We start from the raw sequence: 17788 nt of genomic DNA on the forward strand, positions 1-17788 counted from the left end.
CCGCCAGTGGGGCAGTGCGGCACGCGTCGACGCCGTACGGCCCCACGTGGCGCGGACCTCAGCTTGCGGCGGGTTCCGGCTGCGCCGGTGCGGACTTCTCCGACGGCGCGGCGGCGCTGTAGAAGACGGACGAACCCTGCCGGGTGCGCTGCACCTGCGACTTGGCGACCAGCTTCTCCACCGTGGTGCGGACGACCGTGGTCTTGATGGTGCGGTCGGGGTGGGCCTCGGCGAGCGCGGAGGCGATCTCGGCGGACGAGCGGGGCTCGCTCTGCCCGGCCAGGTGGTCGCGGATCAGCTCACCCAGGGTCGGCTCCGGCGTGCGGGCCGCGGGCACCTTCGGGGTGGCCTTGGCGGTGGTGGACTTGTTCGCCGTGGACTTCGCGGCGGACTTGCCCGCGGCCTTGGCCGGAGGCGTCGCCGGGGCCGCGGACTTCTTCTTGCGGGGAGTGCCGGCCTTCTTCGCGCGCTGCGACTTCGGGGCCGCCTTCGCACCGGAGGCCGCCTTCTTCGCGGCGCCCGCCGGAGCGCCGTCCGTGCCGTTGGCGCCCAGCGCCTGCTGCATGTTGACCAGCAGCGCGTGGTCGCTCTCCAGCACCTGCAGCTGCTCGGTCAGCGCCGCGACCTCGGCGCTGATGCGCTCCTGTTCCTTGCGGTTGGCTTCGAGGTCGGCGGCTACCTGAGCGGCGTACTGTCCTTGTACTCCGGCGGCGTTGGCTGGAACTTCCGACATGGCAGTGACCTTTCGTCAGCGCACGCGGGGGGCGTGCGAGTGGCGGATGGGGATCGTACGCCCAGATAAGGAATCTGCGCTTCCGTACCCTTGCCCGGCTCACCCACGGCGAATCGCAACTGGCCTCGCAACGGTGATTGTCCGTGTGTGGAGTCAGGGTGGGAATAGTAAGGCTCATTGCGGTTCTCGGTGGCCGAACCGACAGATGGCAATCCCCGGTGAGTGGCGGCGGATGGCTGTGTCCGGGCTGCCCTGGGGGTGTCGCGGCGGGCCCGAGTGGGTGAGTTCGGAGGGGAGTGCATTCCCTTAACTGCGCCCGAATGAAAGCGAGTTGCTCGCGGAGGGGTGGGCCGGAGGGTGCGGCGTCGAACAGGGGGATCGACGCGGTGAGCGCGTCGCGGAATGCGAGAACAAAAGTCACCCTCATCACCCGGAGACTTCACGGAACACCCACTGCCGGGCAACCACACCTCATCTCACCCGGGTCACGCATATGCCCACCCGTACGCACATCAGTCCGGCCGCACCCCCCAGGGCACGACCGGACTGTCCCGGCTCCTCCGGTGATACGACCGCGGTGCGGCCGGTGTCAGGACCTGGCGTCGGCGGGGCGGCGCCGGAGGGCCGGTGTGGTGAGGACGGGCGGAGCCCATGCGCCGTCGGGGGGATAGACGTCGGTCCCGGGCGCCACGATCGCGTCGATCCGGTCGAGGACGGCGTCGTCGAGCCGCACGGACGCGCCCTTGAGTGTGTTCTTGAGCTGCTCCATCGTGCGCGGGCCGATGATGACCGAGGTGACGGCGGGGTGGACGAGCGGGAAGGCGATCGCCAGCTCGGGCAGGGTGCAGCCGATGTCGTCGGCCACGGCGACGAGCTGCTCGACGACGTCGAGCTTCGCCGCGGTGAGGGACGCCGCGGGGTCGAAGCGCGCCGGGTTGAGCTTGGGACGCCCGCTGCTCAGGTCGAGGGCCTGCCCCTTGCGGTAGCGGCCGGTCAGGAACCCCGAGGCCAGCGGGCTCCAGGTCAGCACCCCCATGCCGAGGCGCCGGGCCGTGGGCAGCACGTGCCGCTCGACGCCTCGGGCCAGCAGCGAGTAGGGCGGCTGCTCGGTGCGGAACCGCTGGAGCCCGCGGCGGTCGGCGACGTGGTACGCCTCGACGATGTCCTCGGCGGGGAAGGTGGAGCAGCCGAACGCCCTGATCTTGCCCTGCCGCACGAGGTCGGTCAGCGCGGACAGCGTCTCCTCGATGTCGGTGGTGTGGTCGGGCCGGTGCACCTGGTACAGGTCGATCCAGTCCGTGCCGAGCCGCCGGAGGCTCTCCTCCACCTCCTTGACGATCCACCGCCGCGAATTCCCTCCCCGGTTGGGGCCTTCACCCATGGGGAAATGGACCTTGGTCGCGAGGATGACGTCGTCGCGGCGGTCCTTCAGGGCCTTGCCGACGATCGTCTCGGACTCACCGGCCGAGTACATGTCGGCGGTGTCGACGAAGTTGATCCCCTCGTCCAGCGCGGCATGGATGATCCGCACGCACTCCTGGTGGTCGGCGTTGCCGACCGCCCCGAACATCATGGTGCCGAGGCAGTATGGACTGACCTCGATCCCGGTCCCACCCAGAACCCGCTGACGCATCCCACTCTCCTGACCCGTGGCCCGATCGAACGCGCCGACTGTACGAGCTGGAGTCCACTCCAGGGCAAGGGGTTTCGCCCCACGCCGCCCCCCCCGCGTCTCGCCCGCGCCGGGCCCCCCGCCGGGCCCCGCGCCTTCCGCGCCCGCCCCCTACGCCTCCCGTGCCGTGCCCGTCGGCGTCGGCGGTTCCGTGGGGTGCTGGCCCATGCGCCAGCGGTCCATCTCCAGGGCGTGGGGTTCGGTCTCGAGGTGGGCGCGCAGGGACTTCAGTTCCTGCTGCATCGCCAGGAGCCGCAAGTGCGTGGCGTAGAGGTAGTTCACCTTGGTGCGCAGGACGAGGGGGTCGACCGGTTTCATGACGATGTCGGCCACGCCGAGTTCGAACGCGGCCAGGGAGACCTCGCGGATCAGACCGAAACCCGTGATCAGAACGATGGGGATGTGCTGCATCTGCTCCAGACGCCGCATGTAACGCACCACGTCGAGGCCGCTGACGCCGGGCATGCGCAGGTCGAGCAGGACCAGCCCGACGTTGCCGCGCAGAACCTCCTTCAAGGCCTCTTCGCCGCTGGTCGCCCGAGCGATGTCCACTTTGAGCGAAGCCAGTGAACTCTCCAGCGCGAACAAGGTGTCCTCATGGTCGTCGACGACGAGAATCCTCGGATCCGGCCGCATGCTGCCCCCCTCTCCCCGGTAAACCATCTTACTGAGGCGGCAGTTGGGGAACCCCTCGGACAGTGCTTCGATCACTCCCGAGGGGCCTGCGGCACACCGCCCCAGCTCAGAGCGCCGGGCCCCCGCTTTCGACCACCAGGTGCTCCAGCACGGTGATCCCGAAGTGCGACCGCGTCCTGGGCGGCTCCCGGAAACGCAGGGTCGGCCACTTCTCCCGCAGCCCTTCGAGGGCGAACTGCGCCTCCAGGCGGGCGAGGCCCGCGCCCAGGCAGTAGTGGGCGCCGTGGCCGAAGCCGAGATGCCGGGTGATCCGGCGCCCGTGGTCGAGGTGGTCGGGGCGGTCGAAGACCTCCGGGTCGCGGTTGGCGGTGCCGAGCATGATGAGGACCAGGTCCCCGGCCGCGATGCGCTTGCCCGCGATCTCGATCGTGTCCGTCGCCAGCCGCGCCACCTGCTGGACCGACGTGTCGAAGCGGAGCAGCTCCTCCACGGCGGTGCCCATGTCGGCCTCGCCCAGCTCCGCCCAGGAGCCGGAGTGCAGGATCGACCGCACCGCCTTGCCGATGAAGGACGACGTCGTCTCGAAGCCCGCGTAGACGAGGAAGGACGCGGTGGCCCAGACGTCCTGGAGCTCGATCTCGCCGTCTTGCTGGGCCGTGCGCAGCAGGTGCAGCGCCGAACCCTCGGGGAGATCGCCTTCGAGGGCCTGGTCGATGAGGCCGGTCATGTCCTCGAGGGCGGCGTGCCCTCGGGTGACCACGTCGGGCATGTAGTCCGCCACCAGCAGGGCCGCCACGTCCAGGGCCCACGGCTCCAGGTGCGGGGCCAGGGCCGCGTCCAGGCCGAGGATGCGGCAGATGACCCGGCCGGAGAGGGGGATGGCGAGGTCCCCCATGACGTCGAGGGAGTCGCGGTCCTTGGACAGCAGTTCCTCGACCACCTCCTGGATGAAGGGCCGGTGCCCGGTGACGCGGTCGGCCGAGAACAGCGGCGCGACCAGCCGCCGGGCCCTGCGGTGCGACGGATTGTCGTTGAACATGAACCACTTGCGCACGAGCCCCGACGTGCGCGCCCCGTCACCGCTGCCGCCGCCGGCCGCCGCGTGGAGCGGGGTGCTGCCCCGCTCCGGCCACGCGGAGGACAGCGACGGATGGTGCAGCAGCGAGGTCGCCTCGCGGAAACCGGTGACGAACCACAGCTCCAGGTCCTCGTCCCAGCGGACCGGCTCGTCCTCCCGCAGCCCGAGGTAGTCACGGCATGGATCGGTCGTGGTACCGGCGTCGCCCTGGTACGGGCACCCGGTGGGGGCTGTGCTCGCTCGACTCACTTCGACCACCTCTGCTACCTCTGCTGGCTCTGCTCGGGATGCTGCGCCGGCGCCGCGGGACGGGCGGGGCTCAGCCGTGCTGTTCGGGACGGTGGAAGGCGCGGCGGTACCAGGTCAGCGGACGTGCCTCCGGCCGGAGCCGGACGTCCGTCAGCTCCCCGATGAGCAGGTCGTGGTCACCGACCGGCACGACCTGCCGGAGCGTGCACCGGTACAGCGCGTGCGCGTCGGTGATCACCGGCAGCTCGGTGCCCGGCAGCGTCGAGACCCCCTCACCCGCGAAACGGTCGATGTCCCGGGTGGAGAAGCGGGTGGCGAGATGGCGCTGGTCGTCGCCGAGGACGTTGATGACGAACTGCGGGGCGCGGGTCAGCGCGCCGTGACAGCTCGACGACCTGGCCACGGCCACCGACACGAGCGGCGGGTCCAGGGACACGCCGGTCACGGTGCTCGCGGTGAGCCCCCGGTTCTCGCCGTCCGTGCGCGTGGTGACGACGCAGACCGGCACCGCGAGCAGGGACATCGCCTCGCGGTAGTCCTGCGCGCTGACTGCTGTACGTCGCTGTGCGGGCACCGTCACGAGTCACACACCGAGCCGCTGCTTGATCTCGGCGAAGTACGGGATGTGCTGGTAGTCGCCCGCCTCGGTGTCGAAGACCGTGTAGGCGTTGGTGAATTCGAGGAGCCGCTTCTTCACCGCGTCCACGGGTTCGGTGTGGATGTGGCTCTCGATGGTCTGGATCTCCTTGAGGAAGGCCGCGAGCACGACGGGCAGGTCGGCGGTGAGGGTGATCCGGCCGCCGGCGAGCCGGATCCCCTTGTGCTCCGAGAGGTAGTTGAACAGGAGCTGGGAGGCCACCGCGTCGTAGTTGGGGCGGGGGATTCCCTCGACGGCGTAGCGCAGGAGCCGCTCCGCGAGGATGAACTCGTAGGCAGCCATGGCCTCCTCGCGTGGCAGGTTCTCGTCGTGCAGGCAGGCGAGCATTCCCGATACGTCGACGCGCAGCTCCTCAAGGCCCGCGAGCGGCTTCATCTTCTTCGACGAGAGGAAGTCGGGAATGGGCATGTCGCCCTGCCGGTGGTGGTATTCGTGCAGTCGCACCCACCAGGAAGCGGCCTGCTCCACCTTTTCGTCGGAAGCCCCCTGCATACGCGGGAAACTGCCCGGTTCCATGACCGCGTCAATCATTTTGCGGGTTATTCGATTGTGCCGCTCGACGAACTTGTCCACGAAATAGAAGATGAGGTCTTCCGGTTTCTGGATGCCGTCGATGTGGTTTTCGGGGAAGAGTGCCACGACCACCCGTGAATGGAATCCCTTGGTTGCCCCCGCGATGTTCACCGGCATGGTGTTGCTCGCGTATCTGTCGGCCAGATACGGATCCGTCGGCAGTGTTTCGTAGGCCAGGTAGTCCAGGCTCAGTCTGGGGAAGTAGGAGGCGTCGAAGAGCGAGAACACGTGATTGTCCCTGCGGGTGTTGATGTGCTCCTTGACGGCTTCGAGGCGGTTGCCCTCCTTGAAGGAGCGTATGTCCTCCAGCAGTGCCTGAACTGCGGGAAGGCCGCGCAGGGTGCGGCTGCTCTCCAGCTTCACGGCGAGGTCCTTGAGGGTCGCTTCGTCCCGGAGGAGCGCACGCTCCGGGAGGGTCTCCCGGATCTCGTGTACCTCGGCGAATACCTCGTCCATTTCGTTCGTCCCCTCGTGTGTGTGGATGTGGCCGGGTGGAGTGCCTGAGTGAGTCTAAGGATCGACCGGCCCGATCTCAATGAATTTCGGACAGCACTTCAAAGGGCCCGCATAAATGTGTGCGGACTGTCCGGGGAGCCTTGCCGATCGGGAGTGGCGCTGTTAGCTTCTAGCCCGAGATCGGCTGCGCGTGGCGGCCGAATCCCTGGACTGCCTGGAGGTTCACATGAGCGAGCAGGATCTGTTTTCCGTGGTGCTCAACGACGAGGAGCAGTATTCGGTCTGGCCGCAGGGCAAGGATATACCGGACGGCTGGCGCGCGGAGGGCAAGACCGGCACGAAGGAAGAATGTCTCGGTCATATCGCGGAGGTGTGGTCCGATATGCGGCCGCTGAGCCTGCGCCGCGCGATGGAGACGCAGGGCCGGTGACATGGAAGGCACCGCGAAAGACAAGAAGGGCAAGAAGGACCGGCTGATCGCCTACCGGCGTACGGGGAACGAGTCGGCCACCCGGCTGTTCTTCCTGCCCTACGCCGGCAAGGGCGCCTCGGGGTACCGCGAGATCGCGGACAGCTTCGGCCCCGAGGTCGAGCCCGTGCTGCTGCAGACCCCGGGCCGCGAGAACCGGCTCGCCGAACCGGCCGTGGACGACATCGACGCGCTGGTCACCCAGCTCGCCACCGCGCTCCGCGGTCACCTCGACGCGCCGTTCGCGCTCTTCGGGCACAGCATGGGTTCGCTGGTCGCCTTCGAGCTGGCGGCCCACCTGGAGCGGACCGAACCGGGGCTTCCCGGGCCGGTCGCCCTCTTCGTGTCGGCGGAGAGTGCCCCGCATCTTCTCGTCCCTCCAGAGGTCACCGACGAACAGCTCACCGACGAGCAGTTCCTCGCGGATCCGACGCGTGTGCGGGAGAACAGCCCGCTCAGGACCGACCCGCTCTTCCTCGAACTGATGCTGCCGAGCTACCGGGCGGACTGCCGGCTCGTCGAGCGCTACGCCGCCAGGCGGAGCCACACCTCGGTGAGCTGCCCGATCTCCGCGTTCACCGGCGAGTACGACGAGGTCGTCCCGCCGGAGTCCGTGGCCGGCTGGAAGCAGCACACCACCGACCGGTTCCGGCTGCGGATGCTGCCGAGCGGCGAGGAGGCGTTCTTCGAGCCGGAGTCCTTCCCGCTGATCACCGCGGGCGTCGAGAGCGACCTGCGGGCCGCCCGGCAGTCCTGAGACGGCCGCCCCGGCCGGTGGGAGAGGCGCACAGCCCCTCCCACCGGCCCCGGCGCTAGCCGAGGAGATCCCCCACCTTCCGGTCCTCGCTCCCGGTCAACCGGTCGAGGACCGCGGCCAGTTCGGCCGCCAGCTCCCGCACCACCGGCTCATCCGCCCGCGCCTCGTCGTAGATCATGGCGAGCCGCAGCGGCTTGACGTCCACCGAGGCGATGAGCGCGGCACCCGTCCTGGAGAACCCGGCCGTCCCGACCACCCGCAGCCCGCCCGCCGGCACGTCCTGGAACTTGTGCGGGTAGTTGTGAATGATCAACAGGGTGTCCCACAGGGCGCCGGGCCCCCCGGCCCGTTCCTGCAGGACCCCCAGGTCGGCCGTGGACAGCTCCTTGCTGCGGGCGCCCCGCCGCTGGAGCTCCGTCAGCCAGTCGGCCACCGGCTGCCCGGGGTCGAGCCGGAGCCCGGACGGCAGCGTGCTGATCATCAGGCCCAGCATCCGCTCCACCCCGTGGACCTCGGCCTCGCGGGCGGAGAACACCTGGCCGTACCGGACGTCGTGGGCGCCCGTACGCCGTGCGAGCACCGTCGCCCAGGCCGCCTCCATCAGCGTGCCGAGCGTCAGGCCGCGCTCCCGCGCGTACGCCTCCGCCCGCTGCGGGAGCGGGAAGCGCAGCTCCCGGTACGGCTTCGGCGACGGCCCCACCTCCGGCGAGAACACCGTCCTCGGGGACAGCTCGCCCAGCTGCTCCTCCCACAGGCGCTCCGCCGACTCCCGCTGCCGGGCGGCGAGCCAGTCGACGTAGCTGCTGAAGCACTCGCGGGGCTCGTCCTGCGGCTCGGGAAGGCCGTCGCGCGCCGCCGCGTGCAGGTCCAGCAGCTCGTCGTAGAGCTGGGCGAAGCTCCAGCCGTCGAGCAGCACGTTGTGCCGGGTCCACACCAGCGCCGAGCGGCGCTCGCCCAGCTTCAGGACCGTCATGCGGCTCAGCTGCTCCGCCTCGGGCGCAAAGCCCGTGCGCCACTCCTCTTCGAGCAGCTCGCGGCGTCCGCGCTCCTGCTCCTCGTCGGAGTACGCGCTCCAGTCCTCGTACCGGAAGGACGGCTCGGCCGCGGAATGCACCGTCTGCTCGCACCGCTCGGGGAGTTTGTGCAGTGTGACCGAGGTGCGCAGCACCGGGTTGCGTTCGACCAGGCGGCGGAAGGCGGTGCGCATCGCCGCCGGGTCCAGGTCTCCCTCGATGTGCAGTTCGGCGGGCACGATGTACGCGCCGCGTCCGGGGGCCAGCGCCGCCTCGCGCAGCATCTCGCGCTGCAGCGGCGTCAGTGGGAAGCGGCTGCGGCTGCCCGCGGGCACGGGCGCCGGACCGCTCCCGCCGTCCTGTTGGGCGGCGGCCGTGGCCGCGAGCGCGGCCAGCGTCGGATGCCGGAACAGCTCGGGGACCGTCACCTCGACGCCCGCCCGGCGCGCCCGCGCGACCATCTGGATGCCGAGGATGGAGTCGCCGCCCAGCTCGAAGAAGCTGTCCTCGCGGTGTACGCGGTCGACGCCGAGCACCTCCGCCCAGGTGGCCGCGAGCATCAGCTCGCGCGCCCCGAGCGGCGGTGTCGCGCCCGCGGCGTCCACCGCGGCGGGGCGCGGCCGCTCCGGTGCGGGCAGGGCCTTCCGGTCCAGCTTGCCGCTGGGGAGCGCCGGCAGCCCGCCGGGCAGCTCCACGTACGCGGCGGGCACCGCGAACTCGGGCAGCCGCGCCGCGAGATGGTCCCGCAGCTCCCGCTCGCCGCCCGCCGGACTGCCGCTGTAGTAGGCGACGAGCCGCGGCCCGCCGTTGCCCTCGGCCGTCACGACCGCCGCCTCGCGGACCGCGGGGTGGGCCAGCAGCGCGGTCTCCGCCTCGCCCGGCTCCACCCGGACGCCGCGGATCTTGACCTGCCGGTCGACGCGGTCCACGTACTCCAGCGCGCCGTCGGGCCGCCAGCGCGCCCGGTCGCCGGTGCGGTAGAGCCGCCCGCCGGCCGCGCCGAACGGGTCGGGGACGAACCGCTCGGCGGTCGTGCCGGGCCGCCCGCGGTAGCCGCGGGCCAGCTGGACGCCGCCGAGGTACAGCTCGCCGGGGACGCCGATCGGCTGGGGGCGCATCCGCTCGTCCAGGACGTAGCAGGTGGTGTTCGCCACGGGCCCGCCGATGGCCACGGACGCGGGCCGCGGGGGCACCGGCCAGCACGTGACGTCCACGGCCGCCTCGGTCGGCCCGTAGGCGTTGAACAGCCGGGCGTTCGGGAGCACTTGTTGCGCCCGCGCGGCCAGCGCCGGGTCGAGCGTCTCGCCGCCGCTGAACAGCACCCGCAGCCCGGTGCACCGCGCCGCCTCCGGCTCCTCGACGAAGTGCCGGAGCAGCGAGGGGACGAAGTGCGCCACGGTGACACCGTGTTCGGTGATCAACAGGGTCAGCTCGCTGAAGTCGCGGTGCCCCTCCGCGCTGGGCAGCACCACCGTCGCGCCCATGTGCAGCGGACCGAACATCTCCCAGACCGCGTAGTCGAAGGTGGGCACGGCGTTCTGGAGGACCACGTCCGAGGCGTCGAGACCGCAGTCCCGCCGCATCCAGCGCAGCCGGTTGACGACGGCGCGGTGGGAGACCATGACGCCCTTGGGCGTACCGGTGGAGCCCGAGGTGTACAGGACGTAGGCGAGGTTGCCGGGGCGGGGGCGGCCCTCTCCCGGCGCCGCCCGGTGGCCGTCGAGGCGCCGGGCGCCCGCGCTGTCCACCAGGAGCGCCGCGCCCGCGTCGGACGTCATGAACTCGCGGCGCTGCCGGGGCCAGTCGGGCCCGAGCGGCAGATAGGCGCCGCCCGTCTTCAGCACGGCGAGCAGGGTGACCAGGAGCCGCGCCGAGCGTTCGAGGCAGACCGCGACCACGGTCTCCGGGCCCGCGCCGAGGTCGCGCAGCTCGGCGGCCAGCGCCTCGGCCCCGGCGTCCAGTTCGGCGTAGCTGATCCCGCGGCCGGCGCTGATGACGGCGGTGCGGTCGGGTGTCGCCCTGGCCTGCTCCTCGAACAGCTCGTGGACGCAGAGGTCGGGACCGAGGTCCGCCGCGGTGTCGTTCCAGTCGTGCAGGACCTGCCGCAGCTCTGCCTCGGGGACGGTGTCGAGGGCGGAGAGGGCGCGGTCGGGCGCGGTCGCCACCGTGTGGAGCAGGGTGCCGAACCGGTCCGCGAAGCGGCGCACCGTCGCCTCGTCGAAGAGGGCCGTGGCGTACTCGACGTCCACGAGCAGCTCGTCGGGCGCCTCCCACACGTACAGACTGAAGTCGTACGTGGCGTGCCGGCGCGGCACCGGGAAGTAGACACCCGTGACCTCGCCCAGGTCGGCGCGGATGGCGGGCGGTGTCGGCTGGGAGACGAGCGTGGTGGTGAACAGCGGGGGCCGTGAGCCGTCCCGCTGGATGTCCAGTGCGCCGAGGACCCGGCCGAACGGCACGTCGCTGTGCGCCATCGCGCCGAACCCGGCCTGCCGGGTGCGGTCCAGCAGCTCGCGGAAGGTGGGGTCGCCGCCGAGGCCGCCGCGGAAGGGGACCATGTTGACCAGCGCGCCCACCATCCGTTCGAGGCCGGGCCGCGACCGCGAGGTCACCGGCGAGCCGACCACCACGTCCTCGCTCCCCGCCCAGCGGCCGAGCAGCACCTGGAACGCGGCCATCAGCACGGTGAAGCGCGTCGCCCGCTGCTCGCGCGCCAGGGCGTCGAGGCCGTCCCGCACACCGCCCGGCACGGAGAAGCGGAACCTGCGCCCGGCGGTGTCGCGCACCTCGGTCCGCGGCCGGTCGAGCGGCAGCTCCAGATCCACGGCCCCCGCCAACCGGTCGCGCCAGTACGCGAGTTGCGCGTCCAGGTCGACACTCTGCTGCTGGAGGGTGTACCGCGCGTACGAAGGGGCCGCGCCGGGCGGCTCGCGGTCCGCGTAGAAGTCGGCCAGCTCCGCGCAGAGCACCTCCATCGTCGGCCCGTCGGCGACGATGTGGTGGGAGTACAGCAGGAAGACGTGGTCGGTGGGGGAGAGCCGCACGAGGTGCGGGCGCAGCAGCGGACCGCCGGCCAGGTCGAAGGGCTCGGCGAGACGGTCGAGGGCGTAGACGCGCACCTCGTCCTCGTCCCCGGCGTCACACCGCGTCAGCGTCAGCGGGGGCGCCGCGTCCGCGGGCCGGATCACCTGGGACGGGCGGCCGTCGGGGCCGGCGGGGAAGCAGGTGCGCAGCGCCTCGTGCCGCTCCACGAGCCGGTCGAGGGCCGACTGGAGCCGTGCGGCGTCCAGCGGGCCGCTCAGGCGCAGCGAGAGCAGCTCGGTATAGGCGAGGTTGCCCGGGGTCACCTGCTCGGCGACCCACTGGGCCTCCTGCTCGGGGGAGAGCGGCAGTTCCTCCGGCACGGCCTCCGCCTCCGCCTCCGCCGCGTGAGCGGTCGGCGCGGGCAGCTTCGCCACGGCCTCGACCAGGGCGTCGCCGAACTCGTCCAGCTCGGGGTGGAAGAAGAGCAGCGTCAGCGGCAGCTCCTGGCCGAACCTGCCGCGCAGGTCGGCCATGAGCCGTGCGCCGCCGACCGAGTCGCCGCCCAGCTCGAAGAAGTCGGCGTCCTCGGCGAGCCTGGTCGTGCCCAGCTCCTTCTCCCAGGCGCTGACCGCGGCGGCCCTGACGTCCGCCTCCGCGACGCCCCCGGGCGCGGACCCGGACGGTGTGGACTGCGTGTCCATGGAGTCCTTCCTCATCGACGGTCCTGCGGGGGGCCCTCGGAGCCGAGGTGGGCCTCCAACTGGTCCACGTCGACGTGGTAGCGGGTGGAAGAGGCGATGGGGAGGTCACCGATGCGGATGTCCGGGTCCGCCACGGCCGCGGCGAGCATGGTGGCGAACGTCTCGATGCCCTCGACGACCGTCTCGTGGTCGAAGAGGTCCGTGGCGTACTCGAACCGCCCGAACGCGCCGAGCCTGCTGTCCCACAGCGTCAGCGTGCTGTCGTACAGGGAGGTCTGCGGGTCGGTGTCGATCGGGTTGAGCTGGAGCCCGGACATCTCGAACGGGTCGTTCCAGGGCAGGAAGAGATAGCGGAGCCGGAACAGCGGGGTCCAGGAGATGTCGCGGTGCGGGGCCAGCCGGTCGATCAGCGACTGGTAGGGCGCCTCCGCGTGGGACAGCGCGCCCGACACCGTCCCGCGCACGTCGGCGAGGGCGTCGCGGAACGTCTGCTCCGGGCGCAGCCGCGTGCGCAGCAGCATCGGCCGGAGCAGCAGCCCGAGCAGGTTGTCCGGCGTGCGGTCGCGGTTGGCGGTCGGGGAACCGAGCACCAGGTCGCTCTCGCCCGTCGTCCGGCCCAGCGACGCGGCGAGCGCGGTGTAGGCCGTCATGAACGGCGTGACGCGCGCGGCCCTGCTGAGCGCGTTGAGCCGGGCGGTGGTCTCGTCGGGGAACAGCATCCAGGCGCGGTGGCCCTCGAAGGTCGGCGCCGCCGGGCGTCGACCTTCGAGGGACTTCTTCAGGGGGAAGGTCGCCGGGTCGGGGGCGCCCGCGAGCTGCTTGTCCCAGTACGCCAGTTGGTCGTCCAGGAGCCCGTCGCGCAGCCGGGCGCGCTCCTGCTCGGCGAAGACGCGGTAGGGCACGGGAGGCGGCAGGTCGGGGGAGCGGCCTCGCAGCAGCGCCCCGTAGACGGTGAACAGCTCCTTCAGGAAGACCGTGAACGACACCCAGTCGGTGACCATGTGGTTCTTGACCGCCGCGAGCTGGAACTCCTCGTCGCCCAGCGTGATCAGCGCGAGCCGCACCGGGGGCAGGTCGTCGGGGAAGGGCCGCCGGGCCAGTTCGGTGCGCACGGCACGCGCCGCGCGCACCCGCTCGGCCGGGGGCACATCGGTGACGTCGTGCCGCTCCAGGCGCACGGGGAACTCACCGGGCGCCCCGATCCGCTGGAAGGGCTCACCGCTCGGCGACTCGCCGAACGCGGTGCGCAGCACCTCGTGCCGGGCGACCACCGTGCGCAGCGCCTCTTCGAGCAGTTCAGGACCGAGCGGGCCGCGGATGCGCAGCCCGGTGGTCACGTAGTTGGCGGGCCCCGGCGGCAGCGCCTTCTGCATCCGGTGCATCCGCTCCTGGTCGATGCCGAGCGGGGCGGTGGTGACCGGGGAGGTGACGGACGGGGCGACGAGGGAGGCGGCGCCGGCGGCGGGCCGGCCCGCATAGGCCTCCTGCACACCCGCGAGCAGGTCGATGCTCCGCTGCGCCCGCTCCAGCGGCACGCCGAAGTCCACCAGGCAGGCCGCCTCGTCGACGCCGATCTCCGCGAGGCGGTCGAGCAGCGGGCGCACGGTCCGCGGCGAGCCGATCAGCGCGGTCTGGTGGGCGTAGCGCTCGTAGGCGAAGTCGAGCTGCGCCTCGATGTCGGCGCCGCCCGCGTCCGCGCCGGAACCGCCGATCATGTCGCTCTGCTGGCCCAGATAGCCCCGCAGATACTCGCGCAGCGGTTCACGGCAGCGCTCGCGCGCGGCGGTCGCGTCCTCCTCCAGATAGGTGTGGAGCATGACGCTGACCACCCCGGCGTCGGGATCGTGGCCGTGGGCGGCGCGCTCCTTCCGGTACAGCGCGATGTTGGCGGCCAGTCGCTCGGTCTCGGTGCCGATGAGCCCGGTCAGGATGTTCGCGCCGAGCCTGCCCGCCTGCGCGTAGGTGTCGGCGTTGCCGGACGCGGTGATCCAGAAGGGGAGTTCACGGGTCACCGGACGGGGATAGAGGGTGGGGGTGATCTCCGCGCCCTCGGGGCCCGGGAACGACACCTCCTCGCCGCGCCACAGCTTCTGCACCACCGGGATGGTGTCCCAGGTGTACTGGCGGCGGTCCGCGTACTTCTCCGGGTCGATGACGAAGTCGGTGCCGTGCCAGCCGGTCGCGAAGGAGATGCCGGCCCGGCCGCCGGAGAGGTTGTCGATGACCGACCAGTCCTCGACCACCCGCACCGGGTGGTGCAGCGGCAGCACCAGGCTTCCGGCCCGGATCTGCACGTTCTGTGTGGCGGACGCCAGCGCGGCGCCCAGGACGGAGGGGTTGGGGTAGATGCCGCCGAAGTCGTGGAAGTGCCGCTCGGGCGTCCACACCGCGGCGAAGCCGAGCCGGTCGGCCTGGCGGGCCGTCTCCATCAGGAAGCGGTACGGCTGCTCCTTGTCCCCCGCGGTGTTGGCGAAGTAGAAGAGGCTGAACCGCAGCGGGCGCCGGGGCGGCGCGTCGGCGGCGGCACGGGTGCGCAGCCGCTCGGTGAGCGCGGCCCGCTGCGCGGGGGAGAGGGCGGCGAGCCGGTCCCGCAGCGCGCTCTTGGCGTCCTCGTGTCCGGGCGGGGTCATGCCGTCACTCCTTCCGTGCCACCGGTGCCGAGCAGCCCGATGAGGTCGTCCTCCGGGAGCCCTTCCAGCTGGGCCAGCAGTTCGTCGAGCTCGTCGGGCCCGGGGGGACCGGCGTGCGCGGCGCCCTGGCCGCCGCCGTCGATGAGCGCGGCCAGTTCGCAGACCTGCGGCGCCTCGAAGAGGTAGCGCACGGGGAAGTCGCTGTTCAGCTGCTTGCGCAGCCGGTGCACGAGTTCCGCCGCGAGCAGCGAGGTGCCGCCGAGGCCGAAGAAGTCGTCGTCGAGGGCAATGTCGTCGACGCCGAAGGCCTCGACGAAGGCGGCCCGCACGATCTCCTCGGTGCGGCTGCCGGGCCCGGCGGGCGCGGACGTCTCCAGCGGAGCCGGGGCGGCCTCCGCGGTGTCGGCGGCCACGGCCGGCGCCTGCCCGCGGGCAGGCGCGTCCAGCCAGTAGCGGTCCCTGGCGAAGGGGTAGCCGGGCAGTTCGGCGTGGCCGCGCCGCTCCCCGTCGTAGTACGCGGCCCAGTCGATCTCGGCGCCGGCCTCCCACGCCTGGCCGAGCGCGCCGAGCAATTGGGCGTCCGGCGACACGGCGCCGGTCAGCGGGAGCGAGGCGATGGGCGCGTGCCGCAGCGAGCGCAGATGCCTGCGGGCCAGCTCCGACATGCCCTTGCCCGCGCCGACCTCCACGAAGAGTGTGTCCTGCCGGGCGGCCAGGAGGTCCACCCCGGCGCCGAAGCGGACCGTGCCGCGCGCCTGCGCCGACCAGTACCCCGGGTCGCACGCCTGCGCGGCGCTGATCGGCTGCCCCGTCAGACAGGAGACGAACGGCAGCGAGGGCTCACGCAGGCGCACGGCGCGCACCTCACGCTCGAACGCGGCCAGCATCGGGTCCAGCATCGCCGAGTGGAAGGCGTGCGAGGTGTGCAGCAGCCTGCACTGCACGCCCCGGGCGGCGAGGTTGCCGCGCAGCTCCTCGATGGCCTCCCGCGTCCCCGAGAGGACGCACTGGCGCGGCCCGTTGACCGCGGCGAGGTCCACGTGCGCGGCCCGCGCCTGCGCCGCCGCCTCGTCCTCGGGCAGCGCCACGGCGAGCATGCTCCCCTGCGGCAGCGCGGCCATCAGCCGACCGCGGGCGGCCACCAGCCGCAGCGCCTCCGGCAGGTCGAAGACACCGGCGAGGCAAGCGGCGACGTACTCGCCGATGCTGTGTCCTGCCATCGCCCGCGGGGTGAGGCCCCACTCCTGCCACTGCCGGGCCAGCGCGTAGGAGAACGCGAACAGCGCGGGCTGGGCCTTGTCGGTGCTGTTCAGGGCGTCCGCGTCGGCGGCCGGGTCGAGCATCAGGTCCCGCAGCTCCACGCCCTCGCCGCGCAGCAGTTCGAGGCAGGTGTCCAACTCCTCGTGGAAGCGCGGGGCCACCTGGTGCAGGCCCGCGGCCATGCCCGGCCGCTGCGCGCCCTGGCCGGGGAAGAGGAACACCGGCGACGGCGGCTCACCGGCCACCCTGATGCGGCGGGTGTCCACGTCCCGCAACAGCGCCCCGGCCTCCTCGGCGTCGGCGGCGACCACGGCGAGCCGGTGCGGAAGCAGCCGCCGCCCGGTGGCCAGGGTGTGGGCCACGTCCGCCAGGTGCACGGGGGCCGCTCCCGGTTCGTCGAACGCGTCGGCGACGCGCAGCCGCCAGCGTTCGAGGGCGTCCTCGTCGACCGCGGAGAGGACGAGCAGCTCGCGCCCGCGCGGCGTCGGGGTGCCGGCGGCCGGGGCGGGGGCCTGTTCGACGACGACGTGGGCGTTGGTGCCGCCGACGCCGAAGGAGCTGACCCCGGCCCGCCGGGGCGTGTCCCCGGCCGGCCACACCGTGCTCTCGGTCGGCACGTAGAAGGGGGAGTCCTCCAGCTCCAGGAGCGGGTTGGGCTTCTCGAAGTACGGGCTCGGCGGGATGACGCCGTCCCGTACGGCCAGCGCCGCGCGGATCAGTCCGGCCACGCCCGCCGCCGCGTCCAGATGGCCGATGGTGGCCTTCGCCGAGCCGAGCGCGACCCGCCGGCCCGCCCAGACCCCGCCGTCGGCGGGCGTGCCCGCGGGCACGCCGTAGGCGCTGCGCAGGGCCTCGATCTCGATCGGGTCGCCGATCCGGGTGCCGGTGCCGTGCGTCTCGACGTACCCGACGGTGTGGGGCGCGACATCGCCCAGCGCCAGCGCGTCGCGGACGGCGCCGGCCTGGCCCTCGACGCTGGGCGCGGTGAAGCCGACCTTGGCCGCGCCGTCGTTGTTGATGGCCGAGCCGCGGATCACCGCGTACACTCGGCGGCCCTCGGCCACGGCGTCGTCGTAGCGCTGGAGCAGCACCGCGCCCGCGCCGCTGCCGCCGACGGTGCCCTCGGAGCGGTGGTCGAAGGGGCGGCAGTGCCCGTCGGGGGAGCCGATGCCGCCTTCCTTGTACAGATAGCCGACGCGGTGGGGCAGTTCGATGGTGGAGCCGCCCGCGAGCGCGATGTCGCTCTCGTGCGAGAGCAGGCTCTGCACGGCCAGGTGGACGGCGACCAGCGACGCGGAGCAGGCGGTCTGCACGCTGACCGCGGGCCCGCGCAGACCGAGGCGGTAACTGGCGGCGGTGGCGAGGAAGTCCTTGTCGTTGAGGATGCGCCCTTCGAGCGTGTTGAGCGAACTGCCCAGGGCGGGCACGGCGTTCAGCCACAGGTAGCGGGTCATGCCCGCCGCCCCGAACACGGCGGCGCGCTCGCGGTAGCGGTCCGGGTCGCAGCCCGCGTCCTCCAGCGCCTCCCAGGCGCACTCCAGGAAGACACGGACCTGCGGGTCCATCAGACGGGCCTCGCGCGGCGTGTAGCCGAACGCCTTGGCGTCGAACCGGTCGTGGCCCTCCAGCGGCATGCCCGACCGCACGTAGTCCGGGTCGTCGACGAGCGCGGGGTCCTCGCCCGCGGCGATCAGCTCGTCGCGGCCGTACTCCACGAGCGCCTCGGCGCCCGCCACGGCCCGGCGCCAGAACGCGGGGACGCTGTCACTGCCGGGGAAGCGCCCGGCCATGCCCACGATCGCGATCAGGTCCTCGGTGTCCGTCGCGTCCGTGGTGTCGGTGCCCACCGCGTCCGCCCGGTCCGTCATCTCTCCCATGT

The 17788-nt window shown here is 72.3% G+C and carries 11 protein-coding genes; 2 read left to right on the forward strand and 9 right to left on the reverse strand.

What is annotated here, in order from left to right; translation table 11 throughout:
• Nucleotides 1–58 precede the first annotated feature (58 nt).
• The 6 genes from DCW30_RS16915 to DCW30_RS16940 all read right to left on the reverse strand — a co-directional run bounded on the left by DCW30_RS16915 (nt 59) and on the right by DCW30_RS16940 (nt 6055).
• Nucleotides 59–733, reverse strand: a complete 675-nt coding sequence (locus DCW30_RS16915) for a hypothetical protein (protein ID WP_076687632.1) — start codon at nt 731–733, stop codon at nt 59–61.
• Between the two features lie 589 nt (nt 734–1322).
• Nucleotides 1323–2366, reverse strand: coding sequence for an aldo/keto reductase (locus DCW30_RS16920; protein ID WP_076687633.1), 1044 nt, complete (start codon nt 2364–2366; stop codon nt 1323–1325).
• A gap of 150 nt (nt 2367–2516) precedes the next feature.
• Nucleotides 2517–3041, reverse strand: coding sequence for a response regulator (locus tag DCW30_RS16925; RefSeq protein WP_079250243.1), 525 nt, complete (start codon nt 3039–3041; stop codon nt 2517–2519).
• A gap of 106 nt (nt 3042–3147) precedes the next feature.
• Nucleotides 3148–4368, reverse strand: a complete 1221-nt coding sequence (locus DCW30_RS16930) for a cytochrome P450 (protein WP_079250437.1) — start codon at nt 4366–4368, stop codon at nt 3148–3150.
• Nucleotides 4369–4438: 70 nt separating this feature from the next.
• A complete protein-coding gene (locus DCW30_RS16935) occupies nt 4439–4948 on the reverse strand; it encodes a flavin reductase family protein (RefSeq protein WP_241743531.1) in 510 nt (169 codons plus the stop codon).
• Nucleotides 4949–4951: 3 nt separating this feature from the next.
• Complete coding sequence (locus DCW30_RS16940) at nt 4952–6055, reverse strand: DUF6421 family protein (RefSeq protein ID WP_076687635.1); 1104 nt, start codon at nt 6053–6055, stop codon at nt 4952–4954.
• A 226-nt stretch (nt 6056–6281) separates the two neighbouring features.
• Between DCW30_RS16940 and DCW30_RS16945 the strand changes: the two genes are divergently transcribed.
• Complete coding sequence (locus DCW30_RS16945) at nt 6282–6485, forward strand: MbtH family protein (RefSeq protein ID WP_062769137.1); 204 nt, start codon at nt 6282–6284, stop codon at nt 6483–6485.
• A gap of 1 nt (nt 6486) precedes the next feature.
• A complete protein-coding gene (locus DCW30_RS16950) occupies nt 6487–7281 on the forward strand; it encodes a thioesterase II family protein (RefSeq protein WP_062768910.1) in 795 nt (264 codons plus the stop codon).
• Nucleotides 7282–7336: 55 nt separating this feature from the next.
• Here DCW30_RS16950 and DCW30_RS16955 read toward each other — a convergent pair whose 3' ends face one another.
• The 3 genes from DCW30_RS16955 to DCW30_RS16965 are packed head-to-tail and all read right to left on the reverse strand — an operon-like array spanning nt 7337 to nt 17786.
• Nucleotides 7337–12019, reverse strand: a complete 4683-nt coding sequence (locus DCW30_RS16955) for a non-ribosomal peptide synthetase (protein ID WP_076687636.1) — start codon at nt 12017–12019, stop codon at nt 7337–7339.
• An 11-nt stretch (nt 12020–12030) separates the two neighbouring features.
• Nucleotides 12031–14649, reverse strand: a complete 2619-nt coding sequence (locus DCW30_RS16960; protein ID WP_076687637.1) for a MupA/Atu3671 family FMN-dependent luciferase-like monooxygenase — start codon at nt 14647–14649, stop codon at nt 12031–12033.
• Complete coding sequence (locus DCW30_RS16965; protein WP_205576634.1) at nt 14646–17786, reverse strand: type I polyketide synthase; 3141 nt, start codon at nt 17784–17786, stop codon at nt 14646–14648. Before DCW30_RS16965 ends, DCW30_RS16960 begins: the two co-directional genes overlap by 4 nt.
• Between the last annotated feature and the right edge of the window lie 2 nt (nt 17787–17788).

The sequence above is a fragment of the Streptomyces alfalfae genome (assembly GCF_004127445.1).
GTDB classification, from domain to species: Bacteria; Actinomycetota; Actinomycetes; order Streptomycetales; family Streptomycetaceae; genus Streptomyces; species Streptomyces alfalfae.

Coding starts and splice junctions, on each gene's coding strand:
- DCW30_RS16920 (WP_076687633.1), bottom strand. CDS start 2,366: ATGCGTCAGCGGGTTCTGGGTGGGACCGGGATCGAGGTCAGTCCATAC.
- DCW30_RS16965 (WP_205576634.1), bottom strand. CDS start 17,786: ATGGGAGAGATGACGGACCGGGCGGACGCGGTGGGCACCGACACCACG.
- DCW30_RS16955 (WP_076687636.1), bottom strand. CDS start 12,019: ATGGACACGCAGTCCACACCGTCCGGGTCCGCGCCCGGGGGCGTCGCG.
- DCW30_RS16950 (WP_062768910.1), top strand. CDS start 6,487: ATGGAAGGCACCGCGAAAGACAAGAAGGGCAAGAAGGACCGGCTGATC.
- DCW30_RS16945 (WP_062769137.1), top strand. CDS start 6,282: ATGAGCGAGCAGGATCTGTTTTCCGTGGTGCTCAACGACGAGGAGCAG.
- DCW30_RS16915 (WP_076687632.1), bottom strand. CDS start 733: ATGTCGGAAGTTCCAGCCAACGCCGCCGGAGTACAAGGACAGTACGCC.
- DCW30_RS16925 (WP_079250243.1), bottom strand. CDS start 3,041: ATGCGGCCGGATCCGAGGATTCTCGTCGTCGACGACCATGAGGACACC.
- DCW30_RS16940 (WP_076687635.1), bottom strand. CDS start 6,055: ATGGACGAGGTATTCGCCGAGGTACACGAGATCCGGGAGACCCTCCCG.
- DCW30_RS16960 (WP_076687637.1), bottom strand. CDS start 14,649: ATGACCCCGCCCGGACACGAGGACGCCAAGAGCGCGCTGCGGGACCGG.